The organism is Bradyrhizobium sp. AZCC 1588 (genome assembly GCF_036924735.1).
In the GTDB taxonomy this organism is placed as follows: Bacteria; Pseudomonadota; Alphaproteobacteria; order Rhizobiales; family Xanthobacteraceae; genus Bradyrhizobium.
Window position 1 is genome coordinate 5,992,909 of sequence record NZ_JAZHSC010000001.1, and the last position, 23,734, is coordinate 6,016,642.

General features: G+C 58.8%; 21 protein-coding genes and 2 pseudogenes. 11 read left to right on the top strand and 12 right to left on the bottom strand.

The features are described 5' to 3' along the window. The first annotated feature begins 257 nt into the window (after positions 1-257). A complete protein-coding gene (locus tag V1277_RS27785; protein WP_334419055.1) occupies positions 258-629 on the top strand; it encodes a hypothetical protein in 372 nt (123 codons plus the stop codon). Between the two features lie 504 nt (positions 630-1,133). On the opposite strand, the gene V1277_RS27790 is transcribed toward V1277_RS27785, so the two are convergent. Next, positions 1,134-1,730 (bottom strand): c-type cytochrome, encoded by a 597-nt coding sequence (locus tag V1277_RS27790; RefSeq protein ID WP_334419056.1) that lies wholly within the window; start codon positions 1,728-1,730, stop codon positions 1,134-1,136. A gap of 924 nt (positions 1,731-2,654) precedes the next feature. Here V1277_RS27790 and hflK point away from each other — a divergent pair. The 3 genes from hflK to V1277_RS27805 all read left to right on the top strand — a co-directional run bounded on the left by hflK (position 2,655) and on the right by V1277_RS27805 (position 5,454). Further along, positions 2,655-3,773 carry an FtsH protease activity modulator HflK gene (gene hflK / locus V1277_RS27795; RefSeq protein ID WP_334419057.1) on the top strand — a complete coding sequence of 373 codons (1,119 nt, stop codon included), beginning with the start codon at positions 2,655-2,657 and terminating at the stop codon, positions 3,771-3,773. Further along, on the top strand, positions 3,770-4,654 hold the full coding sequence (gene hflC / locus V1277_RS27800; protein WP_334419058.1) for a protease modulator HflC: 885 nt from the start codon (positions 3,770-3,772) through the stop codon (positions 4,652-4,654). The genes hflK and hflC overlap by 4 nt, the downstream gene beginning before the upstream one ends. 122 nt (positions 4,655-4,776) lie before the next feature. Beyond that, a complete protein-coding gene (locus tag V1277_RS27805; protein WP_334419059.1) occupies positions 4,777-5,454 on the top strand; it encodes a DUF502 domain-containing protein in 678 nt (225 codons plus the stop codon). Positions 5,455-6,000: 546 nt separating this feature from the next. Here the strand turns inward: V1277_RS27805 and V1277_RS27810 are convergent. Both V1277_RS27810 and V1277_RS27815 read right to left on the bottom strand, forming a co-directional pair. Next, the gene (locus V1277_RS27810) at positions 6,001-6,438 is read right to left on the bottom strand and encodes a PDZ domain-containing protein (RefSeq protein ID WP_334419060.1); all 438 of its coding nucleotides are present in this window, start codon (positions 6,436-6,438) and stop codon (positions 6,001-6,003) included. A 464-nt stretch (positions 6,439-6,902) separates the two neighbouring features. Then, positions 6,903-7,355, bottom strand: coding sequence for a PRC-barrel domain-containing protein (locus V1277_RS27815; protein ID WP_334419061.1), 453 nt, complete (start codon positions 7,353-7,355; stop codon positions 6,903-6,905). A 415-nt stretch (positions 7,356-7,770) separates the two neighbouring features. Here V1277_RS27815 and V1277_RS27820 point away from each other — a divergent pair. From V1277_RS27820 to V1277_RS27830, 3 genes and pseudogenes are all read left to right on the top strand, one after another. Further along, positions 7,771-8,042 (top strand): annotated as a pseudogene (locus V1277_RS27820) (TFIIB-type zinc ribbon-containing protein). Next, positions 7,924-8,169: a hypothetical protein gene (locus V1277_RS27825; RefSeq protein ID WP_334420552.1), complete on the top strand. Its 246-nt coding sequence runs from the start codon at positions 7,924-7,926 to the stop codon at positions 8,167-8,169. Before V1277_RS27820 ends, V1277_RS27825 begins: the two are co-directional and overlap by 119 nt. Before the next feature lie 475 nt (positions 8,170-8,644). Further along, positions 8,645-8,770: a hypothetical protein gene (locus V1277_RS27830; protein WP_334419062.1), complete on the top strand. Its 126-nt coding sequence runs from the start codon at positions 8,645-8,647 to the stop codon at positions 8,768-8,770. A gap of 110 nt (positions 8,771-8,880) precedes the next feature. On the opposite strand, the gene V1277_RS27835 is transcribed toward V1277_RS27830, so the two are convergent. From V1277_RS27835 to V1277_RS27865, 7 genes and pseudogenes are all read right to left on the bottom strand, one after another. Continuing rightward, complete coding sequence (locus tag V1277_RS27835; RefSeq protein WP_334419063.1) at positions 8,881-11,952, bottom strand: efflux RND transporter permease subunit; 3,072 nt, start codon at positions 11,950-11,952, stop codon at positions 8,881-8,883. Positions 11,953-11,958: 6 nt separating this feature from the next. Beyond that, positions 11,959-13,002 (bottom strand): efflux RND transporter periplasmic adaptor subunit, encoded by a 1,044-nt coding sequence (locus tag V1277_RS27840; RefSeq protein ID WP_334419064.1) that lies wholly within the window; start codon positions 13,000-13,002, stop codon positions 11,959-11,961. Between the two features lie 758 nt (positions 13,003-13,760). Continuing rightward, positions 13,761-13,976: a hypothetical protein gene (locus tag V1277_RS27845; protein WP_334419065.1), complete on the bottom strand. Its 216-nt coding sequence runs from the start codon at positions 13,974-13,976 to the stop codon at positions 13,761-13,763. 721 nt (positions 13,977-14,697) lie between these two features. Continuing rightward, positions 14,698-14,943 (bottom strand): annotated as a pseudogene (locus V1277_RS27850) (NYN domain-containing protein); the annotation flags it as partial. A 67-nt stretch (positions 14,944-15,010) separates the two neighbouring features. Next, positions 15,011-15,655 (bottom strand): hypothetical protein, encoded by a 645-nt coding sequence (locus V1277_RS27855; protein WP_334419066.1) that lies wholly within the window; start codon positions 15,653-15,655, stop codon positions 15,011-15,013. A gap of 98 nt (positions 15,656-15,753) precedes the next feature. Beyond that, a complete protein-coding gene (locus V1277_RS27860) occupies positions 15,754-16,245 on the bottom strand; it encodes a PRC-barrel domain-containing protein (RefSeq protein WP_334419067.1) in 492 nt (163 codons plus the stop codon). A 352-nt stretch (positions 16,246-16,597) separates the two neighbouring features. Further along, entirely contained in the window at positions 16,598-17,155 is a 558-nt protein-coding gene (locus tag V1277_RS27865) for a BA14K family protein (protein WP_334420472.1), read from the bottom strand. Positions 17,156-17,556: 401 nt separating this feature from the next. Between V1277_RS27865 and V1277_RS27870 the strand changes: the two genes are divergently transcribed. Then, a complete protein-coding gene (locus tag V1277_RS27870) occupies positions 17,557-18,756 on the top strand; it encodes an ABC transporter substrate-binding protein (RefSeq protein ID WP_334420473.1) in 1,200 nt (399 codons plus the stop codon). A gap of 9 nt (positions 18,757-18,765) precedes the next feature. Next, positions 18,766-19,320, top strand: a complete 555-nt coding sequence (locus tag V1277_RS27875) for an SPW repeat domain-containing protein (protein ID WP_334419068.1) — start codon at positions 18,766-18,768, stop codon at positions 19,318-19,320. A 73-nt stretch (positions 19,321-19,393) separates the two neighbouring features. On the opposite strand, the gene V1277_RS27880 is transcribed toward V1277_RS27875, so the two are convergent. Both V1277_RS27880 and V1277_RS27885 read right to left on the bottom strand, forming a co-directional pair. Further along, on the bottom strand, positions 19,394-20,041 hold the full coding sequence (locus tag V1277_RS27880) for a response regulator transcription factor (RefSeq protein WP_334419069.1): 648 nt from the start codon (positions 20,039-20,041) through the stop codon (positions 19,394-19,396). A 1-nt stretch (position 20,042) separates the two neighbouring features. Then, the gene (locus V1277_RS27885) at positions 20,043-22,079 is read right to left on the bottom strand and encodes a sensor histidine kinase (RefSeq protein WP_334419070.1); all 2,037 of its coding nucleotides are present in this window, start codon (positions 22,077-22,079) and stop codon (positions 20,043-20,045) included. Between the two features lie 222 nt (positions 22,080-22,301). Here V1277_RS27885 and V1277_RS27890 point away from each other — a divergent pair, with 222 nt between their 5' ends. Then, entirely contained in the window at positions 22,302-23,087 is a 786-nt protein-coding gene (locus tag V1277_RS27890; RefSeq protein ID WP_334419071.1) for a Crp/Fnr family transcriptional regulator, read from the top strand. A 127-nt stretch (positions 23,088-23,214) separates the two neighbouring features. Then, positions 23,215-23,610, top strand: a complete 396-nt coding sequence (locus V1277_RS27895; protein ID WP_334419072.1) for a hypothetical protein — start codon at positions 23,215-23,217, stop codon at positions 23,608-23,610. Positions 23,611-23,734 lie beyond the last annotated feature (124 nt).

Consider the following 23,734-nt stretch of genomic DNA (forward strand, 5'->3'; position numbering starts at 1 on the left):
GGCCGATGCAGCGTATCGGCGGGTCGGGCTTGCCTGTGCGGAGTCAGCGCTCAGCGGGCAATGCGCCAAATCCATGCCTGCCGCCGCACCCGAAGCGGCCGCAGCACGTGTTCTACTCGATGCGGGTCTGTTCGTTGGTAAAACGGGCTTAGCGGCGCCGGTGTTCGGAAAGTTGGTGCAGAAATGTACAAATCGGTGCTCACCCTGGATCGCGAATGGCACTTTGCAGTTGGCCTCCTATGACATAGGAGGTGACGATGAGCTTGCACATCCCCGAACAGATCAAGCCAGCTCTCTGGGGTGCAGCAGCGGGGGCGGTTCTCATTGCGATCGTCGCATTCAGCGCGGGCTGGGTGGTCACAACCGGGACCGCCCAACAAACCGCGGACCGCAAGGCGGAAAGGGCAGTCATTTCTGCGCTGACGCCGATATGCGTCGCCCAATTCAAGAGCGCGTCGCAAACTGAACAGACGACACATATCGCCGCATTGCAGAAGGAAGGCTCCTGGGAACGTGGCGACTATGTCGAGAAGAACGGCTGGGCAACAATGCCTGGCGGCATAAAGCCGAATGCTGAAGTTGCCGAGGCGTGCGCGTCGGAGCTCCTCAAGCTTACGAAAACATCGTGAAGCTGGCCACCGTCGGCGTGCCGCATGTGCGACGGTAGTGCCGTTTGCTGCCTGGGATCGGCGATTCGATCGGGTGTTCTCCGGCGCAGCGCGACTTCATTACAAAAGAAGGATTTAAAATAAGAAGAATTACAAAAAGAAGACGGTTGATTCGGCGAGGATGCGATAGGTGGCTATTCAAGATGCTGCGGCTGGAAACAGCCGTCGCCAAGCCTGCGCACCGTCCGCGAAGTAGCTCGCAGCGCAAGAATTTTCACACCGCGATACTGATCGCCTCCACACACCCACGACGGTGTCAAATGTCCCACTGGCGCGCGGCGCGCTTTCATCCGAAGGACCTCCATGGCAAGGCGCAAATCGCGCATGCCTGTCGAGTGCAATTCTCACGTCTTTGATCTTATCTCACCCGCCAGGATAGTCGGGATGCATGCGCACTATCGCATCGGATGTGCTCATCGGCGCCTCGGAGGTGACCAGCAAACAGCGAACCAACCTCTGCAGAATTCAATGCAGTTTGGGTGGTACGTCTTTATCATTGCTCCGAGTCTCTGGCGGAGACTCTGCCGTTTTGGGGCGGGCCACTGGATTGTCCGCCAGCGTGCGCAGGTAGTCGATAACGTCCGCCCGCTCTCTCGCGCGCGAAATGCCGGCGAATGTCATCGATGTGCCGGGGACATAGCCACGTGGATCGGCCAGAAATTTGTCGAGTTCATCAAACGTCCATGCTCCTCCCTTGTCCTTCATCGCGGTCGAGTAGTTGAAACCCTCCTGCGAAGCGCGCGGCCGACCGACGATGCCCCAGAGATTGGGACCGACGCGGTTCGGACCGCCCTTGTCGAATGTGTGGCAGGCAGCACATTTCTTTGCTGCACTCTTGCCTTGTTCGACACTTGCTTTGGCCAGACGTTGTTCGATTGGCTCCGGCTCAGCAGGCTCTTCGACGTTAGCTTTGGCCGTCGGTTCTTGGACCGCAATCTCGTAGCCGGGCTTTTCTGGCTTCTCGGGCGCAAAGATCGCGTCTGTGGCGATATTTACCGCAAGCAGAATGGTGCAAGTACCCAGGATCGCACCGAGAATCTTGTTAAGTTCAAAGCTGTTCATCGGGCACCTCCACGCAAGTGCCTATCCCCGGTCACGAACTCACAGATGGCTCTGGCAGTTCACTAGACCGTCATCCGTCCGTATGACCCAAGGGCACAACGTCAACCATGCGGACCACCCAGAAGTTCGCGTCAATGTATGGCGGCGTACGAAGGTTTTGGCATTGGCCATCTTCCTCGGCCACGGTCCCAATGAGAGTGTGAATGTCACTTCTGAAACGTGCGTCCCGGACAACGCGATTGGTCTATGCCCGAGATTGAAGTCGTCTTCGATGTGTGGATGGGGGGTTGGTATGCCATCGCACCACGTTAGTGATTGTCGAGGCTTGCCCGCCGCCGCTGGATCACCATTTTCGAATAGTGAACAGCTTCAGTGCCCAGTGCGGACATCGATGGCGCATCCGCTGATCAACCTGGGATGAGCGGATGCTCTCGCCATCGCTGGATGCACACTTCCTGCCATCGATTCGATAGTGGTGTTCGGAGAAGCAGCTGCGAGCTCTCCAGCGTACCGGGGGCCGCTCGATGGATTGCGCAGAACAAAAGCGCCTGGCGCCAGGCGCCGGTGATGTCAACCCAGAGCCGGGCGAACAGCCTTGCGAGCTGACAGGTTCGAATCCGCGCTGTCGCTGCTGGTGCACGCCGCTGAAATGGCGCTTTGTACATCAGCGCACCAACTTATCGTACATGAGATCGAGGAAGGCAGAACCGCTTCAATGCACGCGCGTTCGGACCTAAGAACAGCGGCCTCAGTGAGATAGCACGCCAGTTTGCTTCCATCGAAGGCTGTGGCCACGAGAACACTGCGCCCCACGTGTGGCGTCAAATGGCACCGTCAAGCTTTGCAGGCTCACCTTCCTCACCGCGTTCAGAAGTTAGGTGACGGTGCCGCTGGCCGCCGAAGATCCGATGTTGGAGGAAGCAAATGCCCACGAACACGCCCGGGGGGCCGTGGGGCACTCGGCCCCCGTCATGGGACCCGCGTGAGCGGGATCTCGCGGAGCGGATCCGACGCGCGCGGGACAAGCTGAACACTTGGTTTCCCGGTGGCGGCTACGGGGGAAGGGGCATTGTCATGTTGGCTCTCGTGGCCGTCATGCTGTGGGGTTTCTCCGGTTTCTTTCGCGTCCAACCCGACGAGCATGGCGTCGTCCTCCGGTTCGGAAAGATTCAACGCGAAGTTCAGCCTGGACTGAACTATCACTTGCCATATCCGATTGAGCAGGCGCTGACGCCCAAGGTTATGCGCATCAATCGGATCGATGTGGGCATGCGGCTTGGAGGCGACAAGCGCCGCGTCGCCGTGGAGCAGAATGTTCCGGAGGAGGGGATGATGCTCACCGGCGACGAGAATATCGTTGACGTGGATTTTTCCGTCTTCTGGCGCGTCAGTCCGAAGCCGGGTGGCACGACGGATTACCTGTTCAACGTTCGCAATCCGGAAGGCACTGTCAAAGTGGTGGCCGAAAGCGCGATGCGGGAGGTGATTGGCCGCTCGATGTTGCAACCGATCCTGACAGAAGGACGGCAAACTGCGGAGACCGAGGTGCACGAGCTGATGCAGGCGACTCTGGACCACTACGGCGCTGGCATCCTGGTGACCCAAGTCCAGTTGCTGAGAGTCGATCCGCCGCAGCAGGTCATCGATGCCTTCCGCGATGTCCAGGCCGCGCGCGCCGATGCAGAGCGGGCAGAAAACCAGGCGCAGACCTTCGCCAACCGTGTCATTCCCGAGGCGCGCGGCAAGGCCGCACAGATCGTGCAGGCCGCCGAGGCCTATCGGGAGCAGATGGTGGTTGAGGCGAGGGGGCAAGCCGCGCGCTTCACGAAGGTGCTTGACGAGTACGCAAAGGCTCCAGAGGTCACCCGGCGCCGGTTGCATATCGAGACGATGGAGCATCTGTTCCAAGACACCGACAAGATCATTGTCGATGCCGACGCGAGCGGCTCGGGCGTGGTTCCGTATCTGCCGCTCAACGAGCTCAAGCGCCAGCCGCGGCCGTCCGACGCAGAGAAGGGTAAGGCGAAAGGAGATGTGCCATGAGAGTCGCGTTTATTGGTGCCAGCGCCGTTGCGGCTGTTGCCGGCATCGTCCTTTTGGCCGGCGCGTTGTTCAGCGTGCATCCAACCCAACAGGCGCTCGTGATACGGTTCGGTGAGCCGGTGCGCGTGGTAACGGAGTCGGGGCTCAAGGTGAAGTGGCCGCTGATCGATCGCGTCGTTTACATCGAAAAGCGGATTCTCGATCTCGAAGCACCAGTCCAGGAGGTGATCGCGTCCGATCAGAAGCGCCTGATCGTCGACGCCTTCGCGCGCTACCGCATTCATGATCCCCTGAGATTCTATCAAGCCGTCGGTTCGATCGAAGGGGCGAATTCACGTCTGTCGACGTTGATGGTTTCATCGCTGCGCCGCGTACTCGGCGAGGCGAGCTTCATCAGCGCCGTGCGCGACGAGCGTCCTCAGCTGATGGGCCGGATGCGCGAGCAGGTCAATCGCGCGGCGGCGGACATGGGCATCGCGGTTGTGGACCTGCGCATCCGGCGGGTTGACCTGCCGGAACAGAACAGCCAGGCCGTCTATAAGCGTATGCAGACCGAGCGGCAGCGCGAGGCAGCAGGCATCCGTGCGCTCGGCGACCAGCATGCCCAAGAAATTCGCGCGCGTGCCGAGCGGAAGGCAACCATTATCGTCGCGGAGGCGAATTCCAGATCCGAGAAGATTCGCGGTGAGGGGGATGCTGCACGCAACGCCATCTTCGCTTCGGCCTACGGTCGCGATCCAGACTTTTTTGCGTTTTACCGCAGCATGCAGGCATACAAGCGGGGACTTGCTTCCGACGACACGCGCATGCTGCTGACGCCGAACTCGGAGTTCTTCCAGTATTTTGACAGCTCGTCAGGCACGACCCAGGCTGCGAACTGATCGGGAAACGTCAGCAGCCCCGCATTGCGTGAGAAGCCCGCGTATAAGGCCGTGATGATTATCGCAGTTCGACTGCTAAACTAACAGCGTCCTGGTCCAGGTCCTAGCGTGAGGTTTCCAAAATGCGCTCGATCTTAGGAAAGTTTTGGCGGATAGGTATCATTGGAAATCTGCTGACTGGCTTGTTTGTTCTGCTGCCCTTTGTGCTTACCGTGCTAATCATCGGTTGGATCATTAGCACCGTTGGAGCGATTATCGGTCCGGGTACTTGGATCGGCGATCTGCTGACGAGTGGCGGCGCGGCAATCGTCGGGCAGAAACAAGGGCTGATAGCCTTTCTCATCGGTGCTTGCATCGCCCTTGCAAGCCTTTGGCTCCTTGGTGTTATCGTGCGAATCGAGGCACGGCGCGCGCTCGATCGGACCCTAGATGACGTGCTGGCAGCGGTGCCCTTATTTCGATCCGTCTATCGTCCCGTTTCCCAAGTCGTTCGTCTTTTTGTCGGCAGCAAAGCAGACTTGACCGGCCTGCCGGTTGTGATGTGCCGCCTCGGAGGAGATCAAGGAGCGGACGTTCCAGCCTTGCTCGCGGCTGACGAGATTTTCGATGTTGGCGGCGACCGACGGTTGTTGGTCTATCTGCCAACTTCGCCGCTTCCCGCCTGGGGTGGCCTGGTTTTGGTACCGGAAACCGCAGTGATACGCGTTCCCAGCATGGACGCGGACGCGCTGATAAAACTCTACTTTTCCTTCGGCGTGCTCGGCCGTGAGGTTATCCCGACAGTCGCGCGCTCCCGATGAATGGAAGACAGACGGGATTTTGGTTCGGTGCCAGGCAGTGCCGATGCGCTCGGTTACGGATCAACACGATGCGGATGCGGCAAAGTGGAGCGCTTGCGCTGAAGGCTCCAGCGCCCAACCAACAGCTGGCAGTCGCTACGCAATCATCGAGCGGCAACGTAGTAGCGGATGTCCCCGATCGCTGGCGACAAGGTTGTCGCATGCGCAGCTTGCTTAAGCTGTACCTTGTCAGTACGTCAGTCCAGGATAGAGCGGATAGTTGAACAAACGTTCGAACGTAAGCCAGTCACCAAGCTCATAGCCGCTGAAGCCATCGCGCTCGGAGCGAAGCTGCCTCCCCACCACGTCAGAACATGTGGAGGAAGATGTACACGGGGCGTCCGGGCGTCGCGCGAGGTCTCGATCGTCGCGTCATCAGCATCCGTGAGGATGGGTTGAACTTGAGTGCTTAAAGGCGGGAGGCGGGATTGAAAATCCCATCCCTTTGAGGTTTGCCGCCTGGCGGGCCCGGATACGCGAGACGCGCGCAGGCGGCAGCTCGTGGTGTCAGCTGATCGGGATCGCGACGAACTTGGTGACCCCCGAGGTCTTTATCTTCATGAGCACGTGGTGCTTAGCATCGGCCTTCGCGTCGGAAAGTGCGTTGCGGATGTCGCCTGCGCTGTTTACGGCCTCGCCGCCGACGTCCAGGATGACATCGCCGGTTCGCAAGCCATGATCCGCGGCCGGGCCTTCAGGATCGACATCGGTCACAACCATACCCTTATTGCCTGAGCCGGCTACCTCGCTTGCGGGCGCGACCGACAGGCCCAAACGGGGGACACCATGCGTCAGCGTAGACTGATCTTCGCTGATGCTGGCCTGCTTCTGGCTCGGCATTGTCCCTAGTGTCACGTCCAGCGTCTTGGAGCCGACCTTACGGATCACATCCAATTTGATCGAGCTGGTGTTCGGCACCATTGAAGCGGTGAAATGCGATCTCATGCGCGATGGGTTCGTGATGCGATACTCCACGCGTGAAGTTGACGATGGCGTCGGCAGCGACGAAGGCGTATTCCTCGCCTGCAGCTTATGGCTCGCAGATGCGCATGCCATGGTCCGAAGAGCCGTGATGCCGTCGAGCTGTTCGAAAAGCTGCTTGCCATACGGAATGATCTCGGATTGCTTGCGGAGGAATACTGCCCCGCAAGCAATCGGCTCGTTGGCAAAACCCGCAAGGCGTTTCGCACATCGGACTGATCAACACGCCCTGTAACCTTGCTGACGCGCGCCGTCCGGCGCAACAGCGATCCGAGAGGACTGCCCCAAAGCATAGCCCAATCTGACAGCGTACGGATGCATCAGCGTTCTTCAATATGTTTAATAAATGCCCCGGCCTCTCCTGGAGGAGCCTTCGCATTGCGAGGCCGGGGCTGCAGGCTGCCGCTGGTGTCGTTCCGAAGAGACGGTCAGCTTGCCGTGTACTTGAACTGCGGCATTGATTTCAGCTGGTCCTTAGTTACGCTCATCGTGGCGTGATCAGGGACCCAATCCTTCGTGTCATCTTTCGTTGACGACCCGGTCGTCGACGAGTCGACCGGCGACTCAGAGAACGTGAGCTTCTCCAGCGGGACGGCGACGTCATGTTCGCCCATGCCGAGAAAGCCGCCCACGCCAATGACGACCGAATTGATTTTTCCTGTCTTGTCGATAAGCACTTCGTTGATGTCGCCGATTTTTTGCTTGGCGCTGTTGTAGACGTCGAGCCCCATCAGCTTCGAAGTCCGCCAGGAACTGGCGGCGTCGATCTTGCCCGTTGTGGTCGTCGTAGTCGTCGTGCTTTGACCGGATGTTTGCGCGACGGCCACGCCGCTCGTGAGCAGAGCTGCGACAAGAACCGGAATGAGATGTCTTGAAGCCATGCGATCTTACTCCTGTATGTGGATGATACCAGGAGAACAATTGGATTCGTTCAGGGTTCACGTCCTGCGCCATTAACAATTGTTCATTGCAATTCCGTCCGTTCCATGCCGTACGCATTATCGCGAACACCGCAGAAACGATGTGATCGATCGACGCTGTCGTCTGACAGGGATGTCATTTCTGTACGCTACAGGACAATTCGCAATATCCGGTGCCGTTGGACGACTGCTAGCTATCCAATCCGGCGCCGCTATCGCTTCGCCCGAGCGCAAAGCTGCGGAGCAGTAGCGACAGCCTGCTGGTCTCACCGTGATGACAACGCGTCATATTGTGCTTGTGCGACACTTTGATCAGGAATGCATTACTGAACGCCTCGTTGTGTCGAAAACGGGAGAGCAACCATGGCATCAAGGAATGAAGTGTCCAGTCTGTCATGCTGACCTGACGATGAGTGATCGGCAGGGGCGGAAATTGACTATTGCCCGAACTGTCGGGGCATTTGGCTCGACCGCGGCGAGTTAGACAAGATCATAGAACGAAACGCAAGCGAGCAAGTATCGCCTCAGCGTGAGCGAGATCTTTCTGGGCGAAGCGAGGACGATCGTCGGTATCGCGATGAAGACGACGATGATCGACAGGGCCGTCGGCGAGGTGGGTGGCTTGGCGACATGTTCGACTTTGGCTGATTCTCACAGCATCGAGTTGGCTTCGGAAAGCGGCACGCTAATGGCACAAGGTGGGTTTGGCCGAGAATCGGTCGCGATTGCGGGCCCGGAGGTTGCCGTGGATCGCGGCGTAGATGTCCGTCAATGATGTTCCTTCGTTCGCCGCACGATTTCGCGCATCAACTCGTCTGCCATCGGGTGAACCGTTCCTACGAATCACAGGGAAGGTGCCGGCGCGAATTCCGAGAGCACCTCGCGATTGATCGCATCGGTAACAAATTCTCGGTGGAGTGAGCACGACCTCGATCGTGGCTTGCTGCGTCACGACCGGCGCCGAACGAGGGCGCTAAGCCAGAAGTCGGTTTGCTTGAAGAGTGTGGAGTTCCACCCTCTTCCTTGTGCTCAAGATTGGCTTGTGCGTCGCTGAGAGTCACTTGCTTCCGGACTTGTTGCCCTGATCGAAGCTGCCGACGGTCGACGGATCGCTCGATGACATCGTGAACGCTGTCATCGAGTTCGGCCCGACGATCATCGTTACCGGATCGCCTTGTTTGTCTTTGCACTCACTAGGAACGAGCCCGGCGCGACCTGCACGTTGGTGTAGCCTTGGTCGCGGAGCTTGCATGAAGGTCGACGAGGCAGCGCGAACCGCTTTCGAACGGGAAGTCACCAACAAATGGCAACCGTTCCGCGCCAACGGCGGCATGCATTTTGAAGTGCGAATGACAACCGCCGTTGGCTGGGCCTAGTGTCGCCATGGTTGGATCAGGAGGGCAGGGCGGACCGGCGCCGTAAAGCTCCGGACAGCCCCAGCTCTGCCCCCGAACTGGGGGCCTGCGGCTCGCGCCGACACCTTTGATCAGCCGGTCAACTCGGCCGTGCGCCGTCCTTCGGGTGCTTCAACATGCCTTGCGGCAAGCAGCATGTAGGTTGCGGGAACGGCGAATAGCGTAAACGCGGTTCCAATCAGCAGGCCGCTGCCGATCACAAGGCCGATGTTGAAGCGCGAGACTGCTCCGGCACCGCTGGCAAGAATGAGCGGGACAACCCCGAGAACCATCGCCGCAGTCGTCATGAGGATCGGACGCAGGCGGACTGAGGCGGCCTCCTCAATGGCCTCGCGCTTGGACCTGCCCGCAAGCCGCAGGTCGTTGGCGAACTTGACGATCAGGATCGCATGCTTGCTGACAAGCCCCATCAGCGTGACCAGACCAACCTGCGTGTAGATATTGATCGAGGCGCCGCCGAGCCCGATGAAGATGAAGAGCAGTGCGCCAGCAATCGACATCGGCACCGACACGAGGATGGTGAGAGGATCACGGAAGCTCTCGAACAGGGCCGCCAGCGAGAGGTAGATGGTCAGCAGGGCAAACGAGAAGGTCAGGAGAAAGCCGCTGGATTCCTGAATGTACTGCCGGGAGAGACCGCTATAGTCCGCACGATAGCCCTGCGGCAAAGTCTCCTTCGCGAGGTTAGTCAGGTACTGCAGTGCATCGGCTTGCGCGACGTTTGGAATTGCGACACCCTGGATCGTCGCACTGTTGAGCTGCTGGAAATGGTCCAGAGACTCCGGGACCGTTTTCGTGACAATACGCGCGACCGACGAAAGGGGGACGGGAATCCCATTCGTGTTGACCACATTGTAGTCGAGCACCTGGCCGGGATCCTGCCGGAGACTCTGCTTGACCTGCGGTATGACCTTGTAGGCGCGGCGATCGAGCGAGAAGTAGTTGATGTAGCCGCCGCTCAGCATGGTGGCCATCGAGCTGCCGATGTCAGCCATCCTCAGTCCGAGTTGCGCGGCCTTGTCCCGGTCGATCTCGACGACCGCCTGCGGGTTGTCGATCTTGAGCGTCGTGTCGAGGAAGATGAACAGGCCACTCTCCCGTGCGCGCTGAAGGAATTCCCGGGAAATTTCGTTCAAGCGATCGAATGAATCCGTGGTCGTAAGGACGAACTGAACGGGCAACCCTTGGCTGCCCGGCAGTGGAGGGAGCTGAAAGGCAGCGATCCGCGCACCGGCTACGTCATTGAGCTTGTCCTGCACAAGCGGTTGCAACTCGTTGCTGGTCCTTTCCCGCTCGTCCCACGCCTTCAGCACCATTCCGGCAATCGTGTTGCCGGGAGCATCGATTTGAAAGACGTGTGCGGTCTCCGGGAACTCCTTGAAGATGTCGTAAACCCGTTCGGCATACAGGAGCTTCTGCGCCAGTGTGGCGTTCGGCGCCAGCGTCGAGGAGGCGATGATCACGCCCTGGTCTTCCTGGGGCGCCAGCTCGCTCTTCGCGCCGGCGTAAAGGAAATAGATGCTGGACAATACTAGCCCGGCAAAGGTCAGCGTAACCGGCAAGTAGTTGAGGCTCCCATGAAGCAGCCGTCGGTATCGGCGACGAATAGAATCGAAGACTCGGTCGATCAATTCGGTGAACCGGAATCCACGCCGCGCAGTAGCCTCCGGGGACCGCAACAGCCTCGAACCCATCATGGGGGATAGCGTCAGCGCGACGACGGCGGAAATCGTCACTGCGCCCGCAAGCGTGAAAGCGAACTCCGTGAACAGAGCGCCGGTCAGGCCGCCCTGGAAGGCGATGGGAACATAGACCGAGATAAGCACGACCGTCATGGCAATGATTGGCGTGCCAAGTTCGCGAGCGGCAAGAATTGCCGCCTGCATCGGCCGCTCTCCACGTTCCAGGTGCCTGTTCACGTTCTCGACGACGATGATTGCGTCGTCGACCACGAGGCCGATCGCCATAACCAGCGCGAGCAGCGTCAGCAGATTGATGGAGTAGCCCAGCGCCAGCATCATCGTGAAAGTTCCGATCAGCGAGAGCGGTATGGCGACGGCGGCGATGAACACCGAGCGAAGCGAGCCGAGGAAGAGAAATACGACACAGTTGACGATGATCAGCGCCTCGACCAGCGTGTGGAGCACGTCATCAATCGCGCTGTTGACGAAGTCGGTTGAGTCATAAACGATCTGGCCGCGAAGTCCGGTGGGAAGCTGGGCGACGATATCCGGAAACACCCTGTGCACGCCGGAAATGACCTCCAGCAGATTGGCGTTGGGCGCCACCTTGATACCGATGTAGACGGCCGGTTTGCCGTCGAACGCAACCCGGGTGTCGTAACTGTCCGCACCCAGAACGACATGAGCGACGTCTTTCAGGCGAACGATGGCGCCGCCGGAATGCTTCAACACCAGATTGGCGAATTCTTCGCGCGAATGAAGTCCGGTGGTCGCCGAAAGACTCACCTGCACCATCTCGCCTTTGGTAGTGCCGAGACCCGAGATAAAATTGTTCTGCGCCAGCGCATTTCTGACGTCCGCCGGTGTCAGGCCGTAAGCGGAAAGCTTTGCCGGATCGAGCCACGCGCGCAGGGCGAAATTCTGGCCTCCAAGAATCTCGGCGGTTTGTACGCCGGACACGGCCTGAAGCCTGGGCTGAACAACCCGTGTCAGGTAGTCGGTGATCTGGTTGCGTTCCAGTACCTCGCTGTCGAAGCCCAGATACATGGCGTCGATCGTCTGCCCGATCTCGACGGTAAGAACCGGCCGCTGCGATTGCTCCGGCAGCTGGTTGAGCACCGAGCTGACCTTGGTATTGATCTCCGTGAGCGCCTTGTTGGGGTCGTAGTTCAGGCGGAGCGTGACCGTGATGGTACTGACGCCGGTTGTGCTCCTGGAACTCATGTAGTCGATGCCGTTCGCCTGCGCGATCGCGTTCTCGAGGGGAGTCGTGATGAAGCCGGCCACCACGTCGGGATCGGCGCCGTAGTAGGTCGTTGTTACCGTGATGACGGCGTTCTCAGTTCTTGGATACTGCAGGATCGGCAGTGCGCCCATCGCGCGCAGACCCAGCGCGAGGATCATCAGGTTGATGACGATCGCAAGAACCGGCTTGCGGACGAAGAGGTCGGTGAATTTCATGACCGGCTATTCCTCGGTCAGTTTCGGGTTCCGTTCGTCAGGTAGCTGCACCTGGTTGTTGATCTTGACCGGCGAGCCATTACGAAGCTTCATCTGTCCGGCGGTGACGACCGTATCGCCGCCTTCGACGCCGTCGAGGACTGCGACCTCATTGCCGCGGCTGGGTCCGGTCTTGACGAAGGTCTGCCTGGCAACGCCGTCAACCTCGCCTGCCTTTCCCTGCTCGTGCTTCTCAACCAGATAGACGATGTCTCCGTACGAGTTGTAGGAGATCGCAGTCCTGGGCAAGGTGACGTAGCGCTTGGTTGCTCCCGTTTCGATGGTGACGTTGACAAACATGCCGGGCAGCAGCCTCTCGGAGGCGTTTCCGACGGTGGCTCGAACCAGCACGGTGCGTGTTTCGGTGTCTACCTCCGAGTTGATCGAGGATATCTTTCCGTCAAAGAAGGCGTCCGGATAGGTATCGGTCGTGACATTGACTGTCTGGCCCACGCTGATATTCGCAAGCGATTGCTGGGGAAGGTGGAAGTCTACATAGATCGGATCGAGCTGCTGCAACGTCACGATCGGCGTGCCGGCCGCAACATACTGCCCGAGATCAACCTGACGAATGCCGAGGCGCCCCGAGAATGGCGCGCGGACGGATTTGTAGTCGACCAAGGCCTGCTGTTCGGCAACCTGGGCCTCGGCGTTCTTCAACGTCGCCAAATCCGAATCCAAAGTCTGCTGCGTGACCGCGTTAGCACTCAGCGAAGAGTGACGATCATACGTCAGCCGTGCCAGCCAGGCCGTCGCTTTCAATGCATTGAGGCGGGCAATGTCAGCGTCCGCGGTAAGTCCGACGAGAAGGTCACCCTTCTTGACCTCGGTCCCGGAGCGAAAGTGCAGAGCCGACACTGTCCCGGAAGCCTGGGGGCTCAGATCGGTGCCGTTGATTGCGCGGATGCTGCCGACGGCGTTCAGGGTGCTTCGCCAATCTTCGGAGCGGGCAACGGTGGTTGAAACCGTCTGCGGCGGATTTTGCAATGCTGCAATGGCTTTCGCGATCATTCGCTGCTTGAAGGCCTGAAAGCCGAACACCGCGCTGAAAACGATGCCCACGGCCGCGAGCATAATCAACATTCGTTTAATCATCTCTGCACGACCGACTTGAAGATCCAGACGATATCGAAGTGGATTCTCTCGGATCTGATCCCGTCCTCCACGAGATGATGTCGGCGCACCGGAAGGCTGCAGGACACGGGGTCTCTGACGATGAACCGGCCTGCGTGATCGTACAGCCCTCGGTAAATACGCCGTGGCGACAAGATATTTTCAGTCGCGCCTCGCTGCGGGATGCGGACATGAGCCGTCCTACTTCTTACTGGACGGAAACGCCGCCGTAGCCGTGCCGATCCACGGGAGCGATCACATTTCTCGCCTCGTTGGGAGAGGATAGAAGGATGGTTGAGGAAAGCGGCGGTCCCGTGCGTTGATCGGTTATTCCATTCGGCGTTCGCCGGTACGGATGGGTACAAAATAATCAGGAACGCTCTGGTCGCGACCGGTTCTCGCCGCTCTCACGGTCGACTTCGGGAAGGGGCCGGTCGCGCTTTCGAGACCGCGCCGCGTCGATCAGTTTGATATGTGCCCGCATCAGCTTCATTCGTTCCAGGTGCTCATTGCGCGGCATAGTCAGCGCGCGATCTGTTGCAGAAGAAAGTCTGGCCGTATCGCAAGGATACACGATCAAAGCTGCGGCACTTCGCGGGAGGCGCCCATGAAGCTGGAAAACTGCCATACTGTTATCTCGCGCGACCCTAACAGGCCTACGTGCTATCGTGATCGCGCCCGTCCGGGAGCAAACCTTCCTTGGCTTCTTCTTCAATCTTTTGCCAGCGTTCGGCGCTCTCCGCTATCCGATCATACTCCTCAGCGATCCTGAGAAGGTCCACCCTCGAATCGCGATCATAGCGACTGCCCATCTTGGCGCGGGTCTGTGCGGCGCGCTTGCGCCAGAAAACAGGATCACGAACGGGGTTCACTGTTACGCTCCTCCACACAACTTGCAGTCAGCAGAATTATTGCGCGTTCGACATTGACTCAGATCATGAGCGCTTCTCGAGCTCGAGAAAATTGCTCGCGCGCGGTCGCGCTGTGGCAGAGGGCGCTGCAGATCGGCCTCAATATCGACAGCAACTGCTCAAAGGTCCCAAGCAGCTGTACTGAATAAAGATTGGCTACGCCTCCGCCCATACGTTTCCTTCGCCGCTCCACGATGTTGCGGCCTTCTGTTCACATGACGCAGCCGCAGCGATCTCGTCGTCCAGGTCCAGCATGAATTCGCGCATCGTAAGTTAGCCACGCTTGATCGCCAGCTCAGGGCTTGCACCATATTCCCCGGGGCCCAGCCAATTCCACGCCGATCAAGTGGTCCATTCGCCATATCACCCTGCATCCGCAGCTCAAGCCATCGACCGCGATCTCGAGGGTAAATTGCGTTGGGATGCCCAGTTGGCTGGCCACCTCCAGCGCCGCTCCAGTCTCGGATTGGCTACGAATAAGGCAGGCGTTATGTGCCCGCTGAACTCGATGCTCCCCGATTTCAAGTTGCTTCTCCAGCGGGCGTCACCTGTTCACGTTATTGCAATCCGAACGCATGGTCACGCACCGTCAGTACGCCAGCGGACCGACAAACCGCTGTCCGGATTTCTCACACAAGGGCAATCAGCGGCATGGCAACCAGCGTCGGCCGCGCGGGTTGCGTTACCACGCAAGGCGAGGCGAGGCAGCACGCGGAAAGGCCCCATCGCCGGAAAAAAGGAATATGTGGTCCTCGCGAGGGCCAATCTCCAATGCATCGATCGCGAGCTCGATGCCGATATTGCGCGTCGTTCGCCTGCGGCCTGCATGATTGCGGCACTCTTTGATGGATTTCATCCTGACCGTGAAGCCGTTGTAATCAAGCCAATCAGTTAGTGGCCGAACGGCGGCGGATTTTCCTTCCCTGAACGTCGTATAGAAGTACGCGCGTACGAGGGTATCCGATCTTGAAAACTCATGAAGAAGCCTTTTTTAATCAATCTCGAAGCCAAGATTTTTTTGCCGCATATTGCAGATTGGCGCCATCGATGAAGAGCGCAATTCGATCGGTCACTTCAGTTCCTTGAATCCGGCGTTCGCCCTCGGTTGAAGAATTAGCCTGCGCGCCGTGATCAGTCGTAGGCAGGCCAAAGGATATCGTTCCAAGCGGACGATCGTCCATCCTCGTCGCGGACGGCGGTGTTTGCTGGGAAGTGACCGAGGTCGGGCTTGACGGGCCGAACACGATGAGCGCCACCCCCACTAACAATAGCAGGCCCGCCGAAATGGTCGCTGGTATTTCGAAGTCGTGCCGATACTCTATCAGCTTTGGAGTAATCGTGAGAACAAGGATCAGTATCGTGGCAGGGACGGCGATACGAAGAATGAAGGCCGGCCCATTTGAGCCGACTTGCCACCACGCTCCGACTGTGATGAGGAGGAACGTGAGCAAATATATCCAAGCGCCCTCAACTCGCCGTCTGCATATGAGTAGACCCGAGACGCTCAATCCGAGGCCGGAGGGGAGATAGTTGAGCGGCATGTTCCACGCGCCGGCAACGCAGTAGATCGCGCCGGCCAAAATCATCACGATCCCGAGGACGAGTGCGATCCAATCAGCAGTTGGTCTGATCTGAAGCACGTGCGAACCTTTGCGAGTCGGCCTTGCACAACGCCGCTGTCGGAATGCCGAGACACCCAGCGCACACGTGTGACCGTGGCCGGTGGCTCACGATCATGTTAGGTGTTGCCTGGATACTTGAATTCCGGCGCTGCCTTCAGCTGCTCGGCGCTCGCATCCATCGTAGCGCGCCATTTATTGTTGGCTCGATCGTAGGTTAGATCGATCGAGGAAGAACGTACTGCGACGTAGCGGTCGGCGACGCCCAAGAACCCGCCGACCGAAAGGATAAAGCCGTCGATTCCGCTCTCGTTGAACGCAATATCTTCGATGGTGGCGACGGCTTCGTTCGCGTTGTTTCGCACTTCGAGTCCCACAACCCTCGAGCTCAAGCGGTCTTTTGCTGGTATCGCCGTGAATGCGCCGACTGCGCTACTCGCGTCGTTGTTAGGATTGAGCTGATTTTTCCCAACTGTCCCCTGATCTGCCAGGTTTCCATGGGTCTGATTTGTCGGCGGCTCTTCTGGGGTGCTGTTGGTCTGCGCAAAAGCTGTTGAGGAAGCGGCAGCAAGGACGGCCGCGGCAATAATGATGTTTCTGTTCATAGTCATCGGTGTACCTCAGCTCTTATTTCTCGACTGATGCAGTCGAAGCGAACCTTCGGCTTTGTCAGCGCAGTCACCCGCGCATCTTTCGGTCACGCTGCAGTTGGTGAGGCGCTGGCATGCCGATGCACCAAAAATGCGCGCAAAATAGTTGAGTTGCTAGATTGCGTGGTACAACGCCGTACAGTTTTCGGGCGGTTATCGCGCTGGAAACGAAACTACGCGATGTATATCCTGCAATCGATGCGACGCGGGGTCTTGCTAGAGCGACTCCGAGCAGTTCAGGCAGGCAGCGCGGAACAGGTGGCCAGAGCGGATCCAGGCTCGCTCTCAAGAATTATCGTCAAGCAAGTTATGGTCAACTGCGAAGGGGAGTTGAACGATGCAGGGCAAGGACCAAGGTCAAAAGCCTGAGAAACCCGGACAGCAAGACCCCACGCAACCGCCGCCGCAGCCCAGCCCAAATCCGAATCCGGATGAAAGGAGAAGTTAGAGATCGAATCCGCACGCGGCGGGTCGTTGCCACGAGGGGACTCTTTACAACGTGACCGTCGCCATTCAGACCGTTGCAAACGGACAGCGCCGCCATTGCACTATCTAGCGCACCCCGCTTCATCAGGGACAGGGATGACGCCGTCCCGTCGTAACCGAGATGGGTTCCGGACCCGGGATCGTACGATTTGAACCGCTGCGAACAATGGGCGTCGTACTCCAGCGCGGCTGTTGGCAATCGCGCTGCCGATAGCAGCGCCGGCGGCGAAACCTTCGATAGCCGGACCGCGATGGCCATGTCGCCGACCGTGATGATACAAGCCGTGGTGCCAGCCATGACCGCGCCATCCAACGTTGATGATGGGTGAAGCACTTGCGGTCGGCTTGCTGGTTGCGACTGGAGCTGCAGTCGCCGGTCTCGCATACGGTGCAGACGCAAGAACGACGACGCCTAGTGCGATCAAGGTGCACTTCAATCCCATGTAAGTCTCCCATTGGGTCCTGAGACCCTACCGGTCCCCGACACGAGAGAGGTTGCGAATGGGGACGGTGCGAAAGTGTACGCGCACTCCAGTTGTCGGATTCGCGTTGTGCTCACTCACCAGCGGCGGGCAGGCATCGCAACGCGATTGATGGCGCAACGGCGTGTGATCAGTCTTTGCCCAGCGTCAGGAATTTCCCGACCTGCGCCAGCATTGACCTGACTGAAACGACTGCTGTAGCAGGCGCATATTCGTTGAATCCTGTTCAGAGAGAGCAGATGCAGGGCAGGTACGGCGCGAGGGAGACAAGCCAATGCATAGATCCTTAATTAAAGCCATTGCGATGGCGGCGGTAGCGGCCTTGCTATCAACGACGAGTACCGGTGCAGTAGCCCAGAAGAAGTACGACCCCGGTGCGACCGATACAGAGATCAAGATCGGCAACATCATGCCCTACAGTGGGCCGGCGTCGGCCTATGGCGTTATCGGCAAGACGGAGCAGGCCTACTTTGACAAGATGAATGCTGAAGGCGGCATCAACGGCCGCAAGATCAACTTCATCTCCTATGACGACGCTTACAGTCCACCAAAAACAGTTGAGCAAGCGCGAAGGCTCGTGGAGAGCGACGAGGTCCTCTTGATCTTCAACTCGCTCGGTACGCCGCCGAACTCCGCCATTCATGAATACATGAACTCCAAGAGGGTGCCACAGCTCTTCGTGGCGACAGGTGCGACGAAATGGGACGATCCCAAGAACTTTCCGTGGACTATGGGCTGGCAGCCAAACTACCAGAGCGAAGCAAGAATCTACGCTAAGTACATTCTGCGCGAGAAGCCCGATGCCAAGATCGCAGTGCTCTATCAGAACGATGATTACGGTAAGGACTACCTAAAGGGATTGAAGGACGGCCTTGGCGCGAAGGCTGCATCGATGATCGTGGCAGAGGAGAGCTATGAGACGTCGGAGCCGACCGTCGACAATCACATCGTAAGACTTCGCTCGAGCGGGGCAGATGTCTTCTTCAACATCACGACTCCGAAGTTCGCGGCTCAGGCAATCAAGAAGGCGTTCGAGATTGGTTGGAAGCCGACTCACTTTCTCAACAACGTGAGCGCATCGATCGGTAGCGTGATAAAGCCGGTGGGCTTCGAGCGCAGCCAGGGTATTATCTCGGCTGCCTATCTGAAGGACGCGATAGATCCTCAGTGGAAGGACGATAAGGGCATGAAAGCCTTTTATGACTTCCTCGAGGAGGACTTTCCCGAAGGTAACCGGGCCGACGGTTCGGTGATCTACGGCTACAACGTGGCAAGAACGCTGGCTGAGGTGCTGCGAAAATGCGGCGACAATCTCACCCGTGAGAACATCATGAAGCAGGCCGCGAGCCTGAAGGATTTCTCATCCGGGACGTTGCTGCCGGGCATCACTATCACCACGGCCCCTGACGATTTTGCGCCCATTCAGAAGATGCAACTCATGAGGTTCGAAGGCGAGCGCTGGGAGCTGTTCGGAGACGTGATCGGCGGTGAAGTCAGCGGCTAGGGACCGCGCATGACGATCGATTGTGCGGAGGTTCGCTGGTCATGCCTTCCTGGGGAAGTAGCGGAACTCCGCACCAGCAGCAGCAAAGGAACTGAAGAGAACCGCCCTGCGACGAACGGGATCGCGGGCCGACGTGCAGGTAAGGAGTTATTTGAAATGGTCACACTGGAAGCGGAAGCGACGAAGCGAGACACGAGAGGCAGGGATGATCTCGTTGACCAAGTTTGCGATGCGTCCAATCTGATCGTCGGGGCCGGATTGTTCTTGTCGCCATGGCTCTTGGGATTTGGCGCACCCACGCCGAACCTGCCAACTCAAAGTGCGGGTGTAAGTGGCGCGTTCATCGTCCTCCTCTCATTCTCCGCTTTGTATGCTTTCGAGGTTTGGGAGGAGTGGCTGATCCTGATCGTTGCGGTCGGTGCGCTCGCTTCACCCTGGATTCTCAACTTCGGTGGCTTAGCAATGGCCGCTCACCTTTGCGCGGGAGCGGCTTCGCTTCTCCTGGTGATGACAAGGCTTGGGCTGTGGTCGCGTATGTTGAGCCGAGATTCCAAGCTTGGCTGACCACGTCGTGCCAACGAGGCATTCCCGGATTTCCGAGGAAAGGGCGCTGTCCAGAATCGGCGGCTTCAGAGCCTCATTGCGTATCGTCCAGCCAGCGGTGAGCGACGCCATAGCGAACGATTTCGGCTCGCGTGCGAAGCCCAAGCTTCTCGAGGGCTCTCGCTTTGTGAGTCTCTACAGTCTTTATGCTGACATCGAGACGTCCGCTGATTTCCTTGTTGCTCAGGCCGCGCGAGATCAGCTGCAAGACCTCTGTTTCACGTTGACTGAGTTCCGCCAATTGAGGCCCGGTCGCTTTGTCTGGCGGTGGTGGAACGAGCATTTCTGCGATCGTGGGGTCCAAGTAAAGCCCGCCGCTGGCGATCGCTCTGATCGCTCTGACAAGTTCCTCAGCCGCGGATCGCTTCAACAGATATCCGCGGGCACCTGCCCTCATCATCGGCTGCACATAGGCGCGGTCCTCGTGAACCGTCAGCGCAAGAACCTTGATCTTGGGAAAGTCGATCGCAGCGATCTCGGCGAGCTCGAGGCCATTGATCTCGGGCAACGAGATGTCCAGCACAGCGATGTCAGGTTCAGCTTCGCGAAGAACTCTCAGGGCGTCAGGACCTGTCGTGGCCTCGCCGACCACCGTGATGTCTCCAGTACCATCTAGCAGCGCCTTCATTCCTGCAAGTACAACAGGATGATCGTCAGCAAGTATGACTCTGATGGAGCTCATGTCAGAGTTCCCCTCCCGAGCCCAGTGGGACCGACATAAACAGAGTTGTACCGACGCCCAACTCTGATTCTATGACGATAGTACCGCCAATCAAGCTCAATCGCTCGCGCATTCCGGAAAGGCCCAATTTGGTAGAGGCGTTTCTTTCGTATTCGGACGGCCCACCTGCTTCGGCAGAAAACCCGACGCCATCATCCTCCACGACAGCGCGCAACTCGCGGCTTCGTTGATCGATTACTACGCTGACGTTCTTCGCCTTGGCGTGTTTGAGGATGTTGGTGAGGGCCTCCTGGATTGCGCGGTAAACCGCTATCTCGATGTCCGGCGGGACGCGATTGGGGGTTCCGAGGATGTGGAGATCTATCTTGACATGGTATCGGCTGCTCCATTCCGAGCAAAGCGCCTTTACCGCATCGTGCAGTCCCAGGTCGTCGAGAGCCGTGGGCCGCAGGTCCGTCGCGACCCGATGGAGATCGCGTCCGATACCATTGGCCAGAGTTTGGAGCCAGAGAATGCGATCTGCGCGGGCGCGATCCACATTTGGTCCAATACTGTGCTCCAGGTTCTTGAGCCCTAGCAGTAATCCCGTCACGCTCTGTCCGATCTGATCATGAAGCTCACGGGCAACGCGGCGTCGCTCGTTCTCCTCGGCGACCGAAAGCCGGCGCAGCAACTTGATGCGCTCCAGTTCGGCCTGCTTGGCCGCGTCGATGTCCATAGCGACGCCAAAAACGATGTCGTGCATATCGGGATTGACCCGCGAGGGACGCCCGGTCACTCGCCGCCAGCGGATATTATGGTCGACGTCTCGCGTTCGGAATTCGACGACCGTGGGCTTCTCATGCACGCTACCCTTCAGTGCCTGGGCGACAAAGTCCCGGTCCGACGGATGAATGCCGCTAAGGAATAGATCGTGGCGATAGACGCGGTCCCACGTTTCGCCTGGTCGGACCGGAAGGTTCAGAAGGTCTTGCGCACGATGCGAAACAAGTACCTCTCCGCTTTTCAAGTTCCAGTTAAAGACGCCCAGTTCTGCAGCCTCGATGGCGAGCTTGCGACGCTCCTCACTTAGACCTAGCGCGATAGCCGCTTGTGCCTCCTGCGCACGACGCCGCTGCGCCAGATCGATGCCGGTGAGCCAGGCTAGGGCGAGTGCGAGTGCAACGCTGACGGCGCCGCCACCCGCCAGCAGATATGCTGACCGTCGTACTGGCGCATTGAGCGATTCTGTCGGCAGTCCGAGATGAACAGACCATCCCCCTGTTCCCGGAAGTGAGCGATAGACTGCGTCGACTTCGACTCCTTCTAGTGTGTGGCCGACGTATGCTCCCTCGGAGCTGCGCTGAATGGCTGCCCGAACCGACTCACTCGCTGGCCGTCCAAGCTCGAATTCCTCCTTGATCGTTCGCGCGACGATATTTCCCTTCGCGTCGGCGACTACGCCAACCCAGCCCTTTGGCGCACCAGCGTTGCGGAGGATCTGACTCACGGCATCAGGAACGAGAGCGATCGTCAGGACAAACTTGATACGTTCATCTCGCGTGACGGGAGCCCGCAAGGCGACAAGTCGCTTTCCTGAAATGGGACCCGGCGGGCCAATGCCGCCGATTGCAGCTTTTTGAGTCTGCAACACCTTGTTGAGATTCTCCCGGTCAGCCGTTGTTCCTAGTTGAGCCCCAATAGGCCGAAGGAGATTGAGAACCTGCCGCCCCTCCGTATCGACGAGCACGATTGTTTCCCAAAGCGGATGCGCATCCTTGAGCCGCTTTGCTTCCCGGTAGAACATCTCCAGATCAGGTTGATCCAGCGAAGCGGAGGCAGCCAGTGCCTCCGCCAGTTCGACCTGAGTGGCGAGTTCTGCAGTAACGCGGCTGGCAACACGGTCGAGCGCCTCGAAGGCGGCCAGCCGAGCGGCATTGCGATCTTGCCGCGCATTCAGGAAGGCAACCCAGCCTCCAAACAAAAGTACGGGAATTGCAGCCGCCATCATCAGCAGGATCAATGACCGCCGTGCCATGCTTGAGGCTGATGGAGCCATGGCGATTGTTCCTGAGCCTGTGACGCAGCCCCCGTTACGACTCATATCGCTCCAAGGTTCATCAAGGAAGGCTGTTTGGCTGTCGGAAAGTTCCGCTCGGCTGTAGGGAAATTCCCGACGGCGCGGGTCTGGACCCCGACTTCCAGGTTCTCGCTGACCATGATCAGACTCGCGCGGAGGGCAGGCGCGGTCACGGAGAACGCTATGCTACATTCTGGAGGAATGACGGAAGCGATTTCGATAAATCGTACGGTCGCGCCGATCGAATACAAGGCTGCCGCCACTTCATCGTGCGTGGCCAATGGCATCCTGCGGCAACTAACGGATGAGTGTCGTGCCGAAATACTAGCGCGGTCCGAAAATGTTCCGCTGGCCAAGCGTCAGATCCTGCTGGAACGGAACGTCCCAGCGCGCTTTGCCTACTTTGTAGAAGGTGGGGCTGTATCATTGTTCGCACGGGCCGGCGCCGATCGCGCTCACGTCGAAATAGGTACCTTGGGCGTCGGCGATTTCATCGGAATTCCCATTATCCTGGGAGCCAGAATATCGCCGTATCGTTGCATTGTTCAGGTGCCCGGGCATGCTCTGCGCATCAATTCGGATGAGCTGGCCGCACTTCAGGAAGCCTTGCCCGAGCTTCGTCGCGCCTTGCTTGCCTACGTTAACGCCGCATTCATTCGAAGCTCTCAGCTGCTTGCGTGCAACACGAAGCACTCGCTGCGCGAGCGACTCGCAAGATGGCTGCTGGTGACGAGCGACCTGCTGCAGATGAGTCGCATCCCTTTGACGCACGACGTATTGAGCCGGGCTATCGCGGTCCGCCGCGCCGGCGTCACGACCGAAATAGGAAGAATGGAAGAAGCAGGGCTGATCCACAGAGAGCGCGGAAGCATCTCGATACTGGACAGGGAGGGATTGGCTAGCGCTTCATGCAGCTGCTATCGCCTGCTGCGTGTTCCCGCGAAGGCTTGCCAAACAGGTCAAATGATCGATGCGGTCACTCGGTGAGCTGCGATGGATGCGCAGGTTCGTTCGCTGCGGAATGCAGCATGCCGCGCCTTCCGGCCTGAACCGGTGACAAACCACGGAAGATCAAAGCCTCGTACGCATCAAAGCGGACGCCAAGGAGCGTCAAATGGAAAGGTTCGGCGTCAACTGGTTGACGGTGAAACTTAGCTTGTGCACCGGCGCTTCGGGCATGGTCATTGGAGCATATCTGCTGGTTAAGGAGTTCGGATATGTCGATCCGGTGCGCGTGCAACGACTGGTCGCTGACGCGAGTGAAGCGGCTGTTGTGGCTTCACTTGCCCGCAGATGCGCTGAAGAGTTTCGCTCGTTGCCCGACACCGGGAAACGAATGGTCGCACTCATGGCCAGCCGCGATGCGCGCCGGACCCATGATGTCGTTCCGGTTGAACTCGTGACGCGGCCCGGCGCGAAGAAAGCCGACTACCGGCTGGCTGAGGCCTGTGAGGCACTGTTATTGCAGGATGAAGAAGGACTGGATAAGCAGCTAGCTCCGAATGCGTAGGGCGAGGCCAACAGCGTTGCCCGTGCCACCGGGGCCATAGCACGCAGTAGACATGCAGGCGCTGCGCGCGCTGCAAGCTGTTTCCCTGAATACGTCAGGCGTGAAGGAACGAGGAGATGACAGG

Coding starts and splice junctions, on each gene's coding strand:
- V1277_RS27785 (WP_334419055.1), top strand. CDS start 258: ATGAGCTTGCACATCCCCGAACAGATCAAGCCAGCTCTCTGGGGTGCA.
- V1277_RS27790 (WP_334419056.1), bottom strand. CDS start 1,730: ATGAACAGCTTTGAACTTAACAAGATTCTCGGTGCGATCCTGGGTACT.
- hflK (WP_334419057.1), top strand. CDS start 2,655: ATGCCCACGAACACGCCCGGGGGGCCGTGGGGCACTCGGCCCCCGTCA.
- hflC (WP_334419058.1), top strand. CDS start 3,770: ATGAGAGTCGCGTTTATTGGTGCCAGCGCCGTTGCGGCTGTTGCCGGC.
- V1277_RS27805 (WP_334419059.1), top strand. CDS start 4,777: ATGCGCTCGATCTTAGGAAAGTTTTGGCGGATAGGTATCATTGGAAAT.
- V1277_RS27810 (WP_334419060.1), bottom strand. CDS start 6,438: ATGAGATCGCATTTCACCGCTTCAATGGTGCCGAACACCAGCTCGATC.
- V1277_RS27815 (WP_334419061.1), bottom strand. CDS start 7,355: ATGGCTTCAAGACATCTCATTCCGGTTCTTGTCGCAGCTCTGCTCACG.
- V1277_RS27830 (WP_334419062.1), top strand. CDS start 8,645: ATGAAGGTCGACGAGGCAGCGCGAACCGCTTTCGAACGGGAAGTCACC.
- V1277_RS27835 (WP_334419063.1), bottom strand. CDS start 11,952: ATGAAATTCACCGACCTCTTCGTCCGCAAGCCGGTTCTTGCGATCGTC.
- V1277_RS27840 (WP_334419064.1), bottom strand. CDS start 13,002: ATGATCGCGAAAGCCATTGCAGCATTGCAAAATCCGCCGCAGACGGTT.
- V1277_RS27860 (WP_334419067.1), bottom strand. CDS start 16,245: ATGACTATGAACAGAAACATCATTATTGCCGCGGCCGTCCTTGCTGCC.
- V1277_RS27865 (WP_334420472.1), bottom strand. CDS start 17,155: ATGCGAGACCGGCGACTGCAGCTCCAGTCGCAACCAGCAAGCCGACCG.
- V1277_RS27870 (WP_334420473.1), top strand. CDS start 17,557: ATGGCGGCGGTAGCGGCCTTGCTATCAACGACGAGTACCGGTGCAGTA.
- V1277_RS27875 (WP_334419068.1), top strand. CDS start 18,766: ATGACGATCGATTGTGCGGAGGTTCGCTGGTCATGCCTTCCTGGGGAA.
- V1277_RS27880 (WP_334419069.1), bottom strand. CDS start 20,041: ATGAGCTCCATCAGAGTCATACTTGCTGACGATCATCCTGTTGTACTT.
- V1277_RS27885 (WP_334419070.1), bottom strand. CDS start 22,079: ATGGCTCCATCAGCCTCAAGCATGGCACGGCGGTCATTGATCCTGCTG.
- V1277_RS27890 (WP_334419071.1), top strand. CDS start 22,302: ATGACGGAAGCGATTTCGATAAATCGTACGGTCGCGCCGATCGAATAC.
- V1277_RS27895 (WP_334419072.1), top strand. CDS start 23,215: ATGGAAAGGTTCGGCGTCAACTGGTTGACGGTGAAACTTAGCTTGTGC.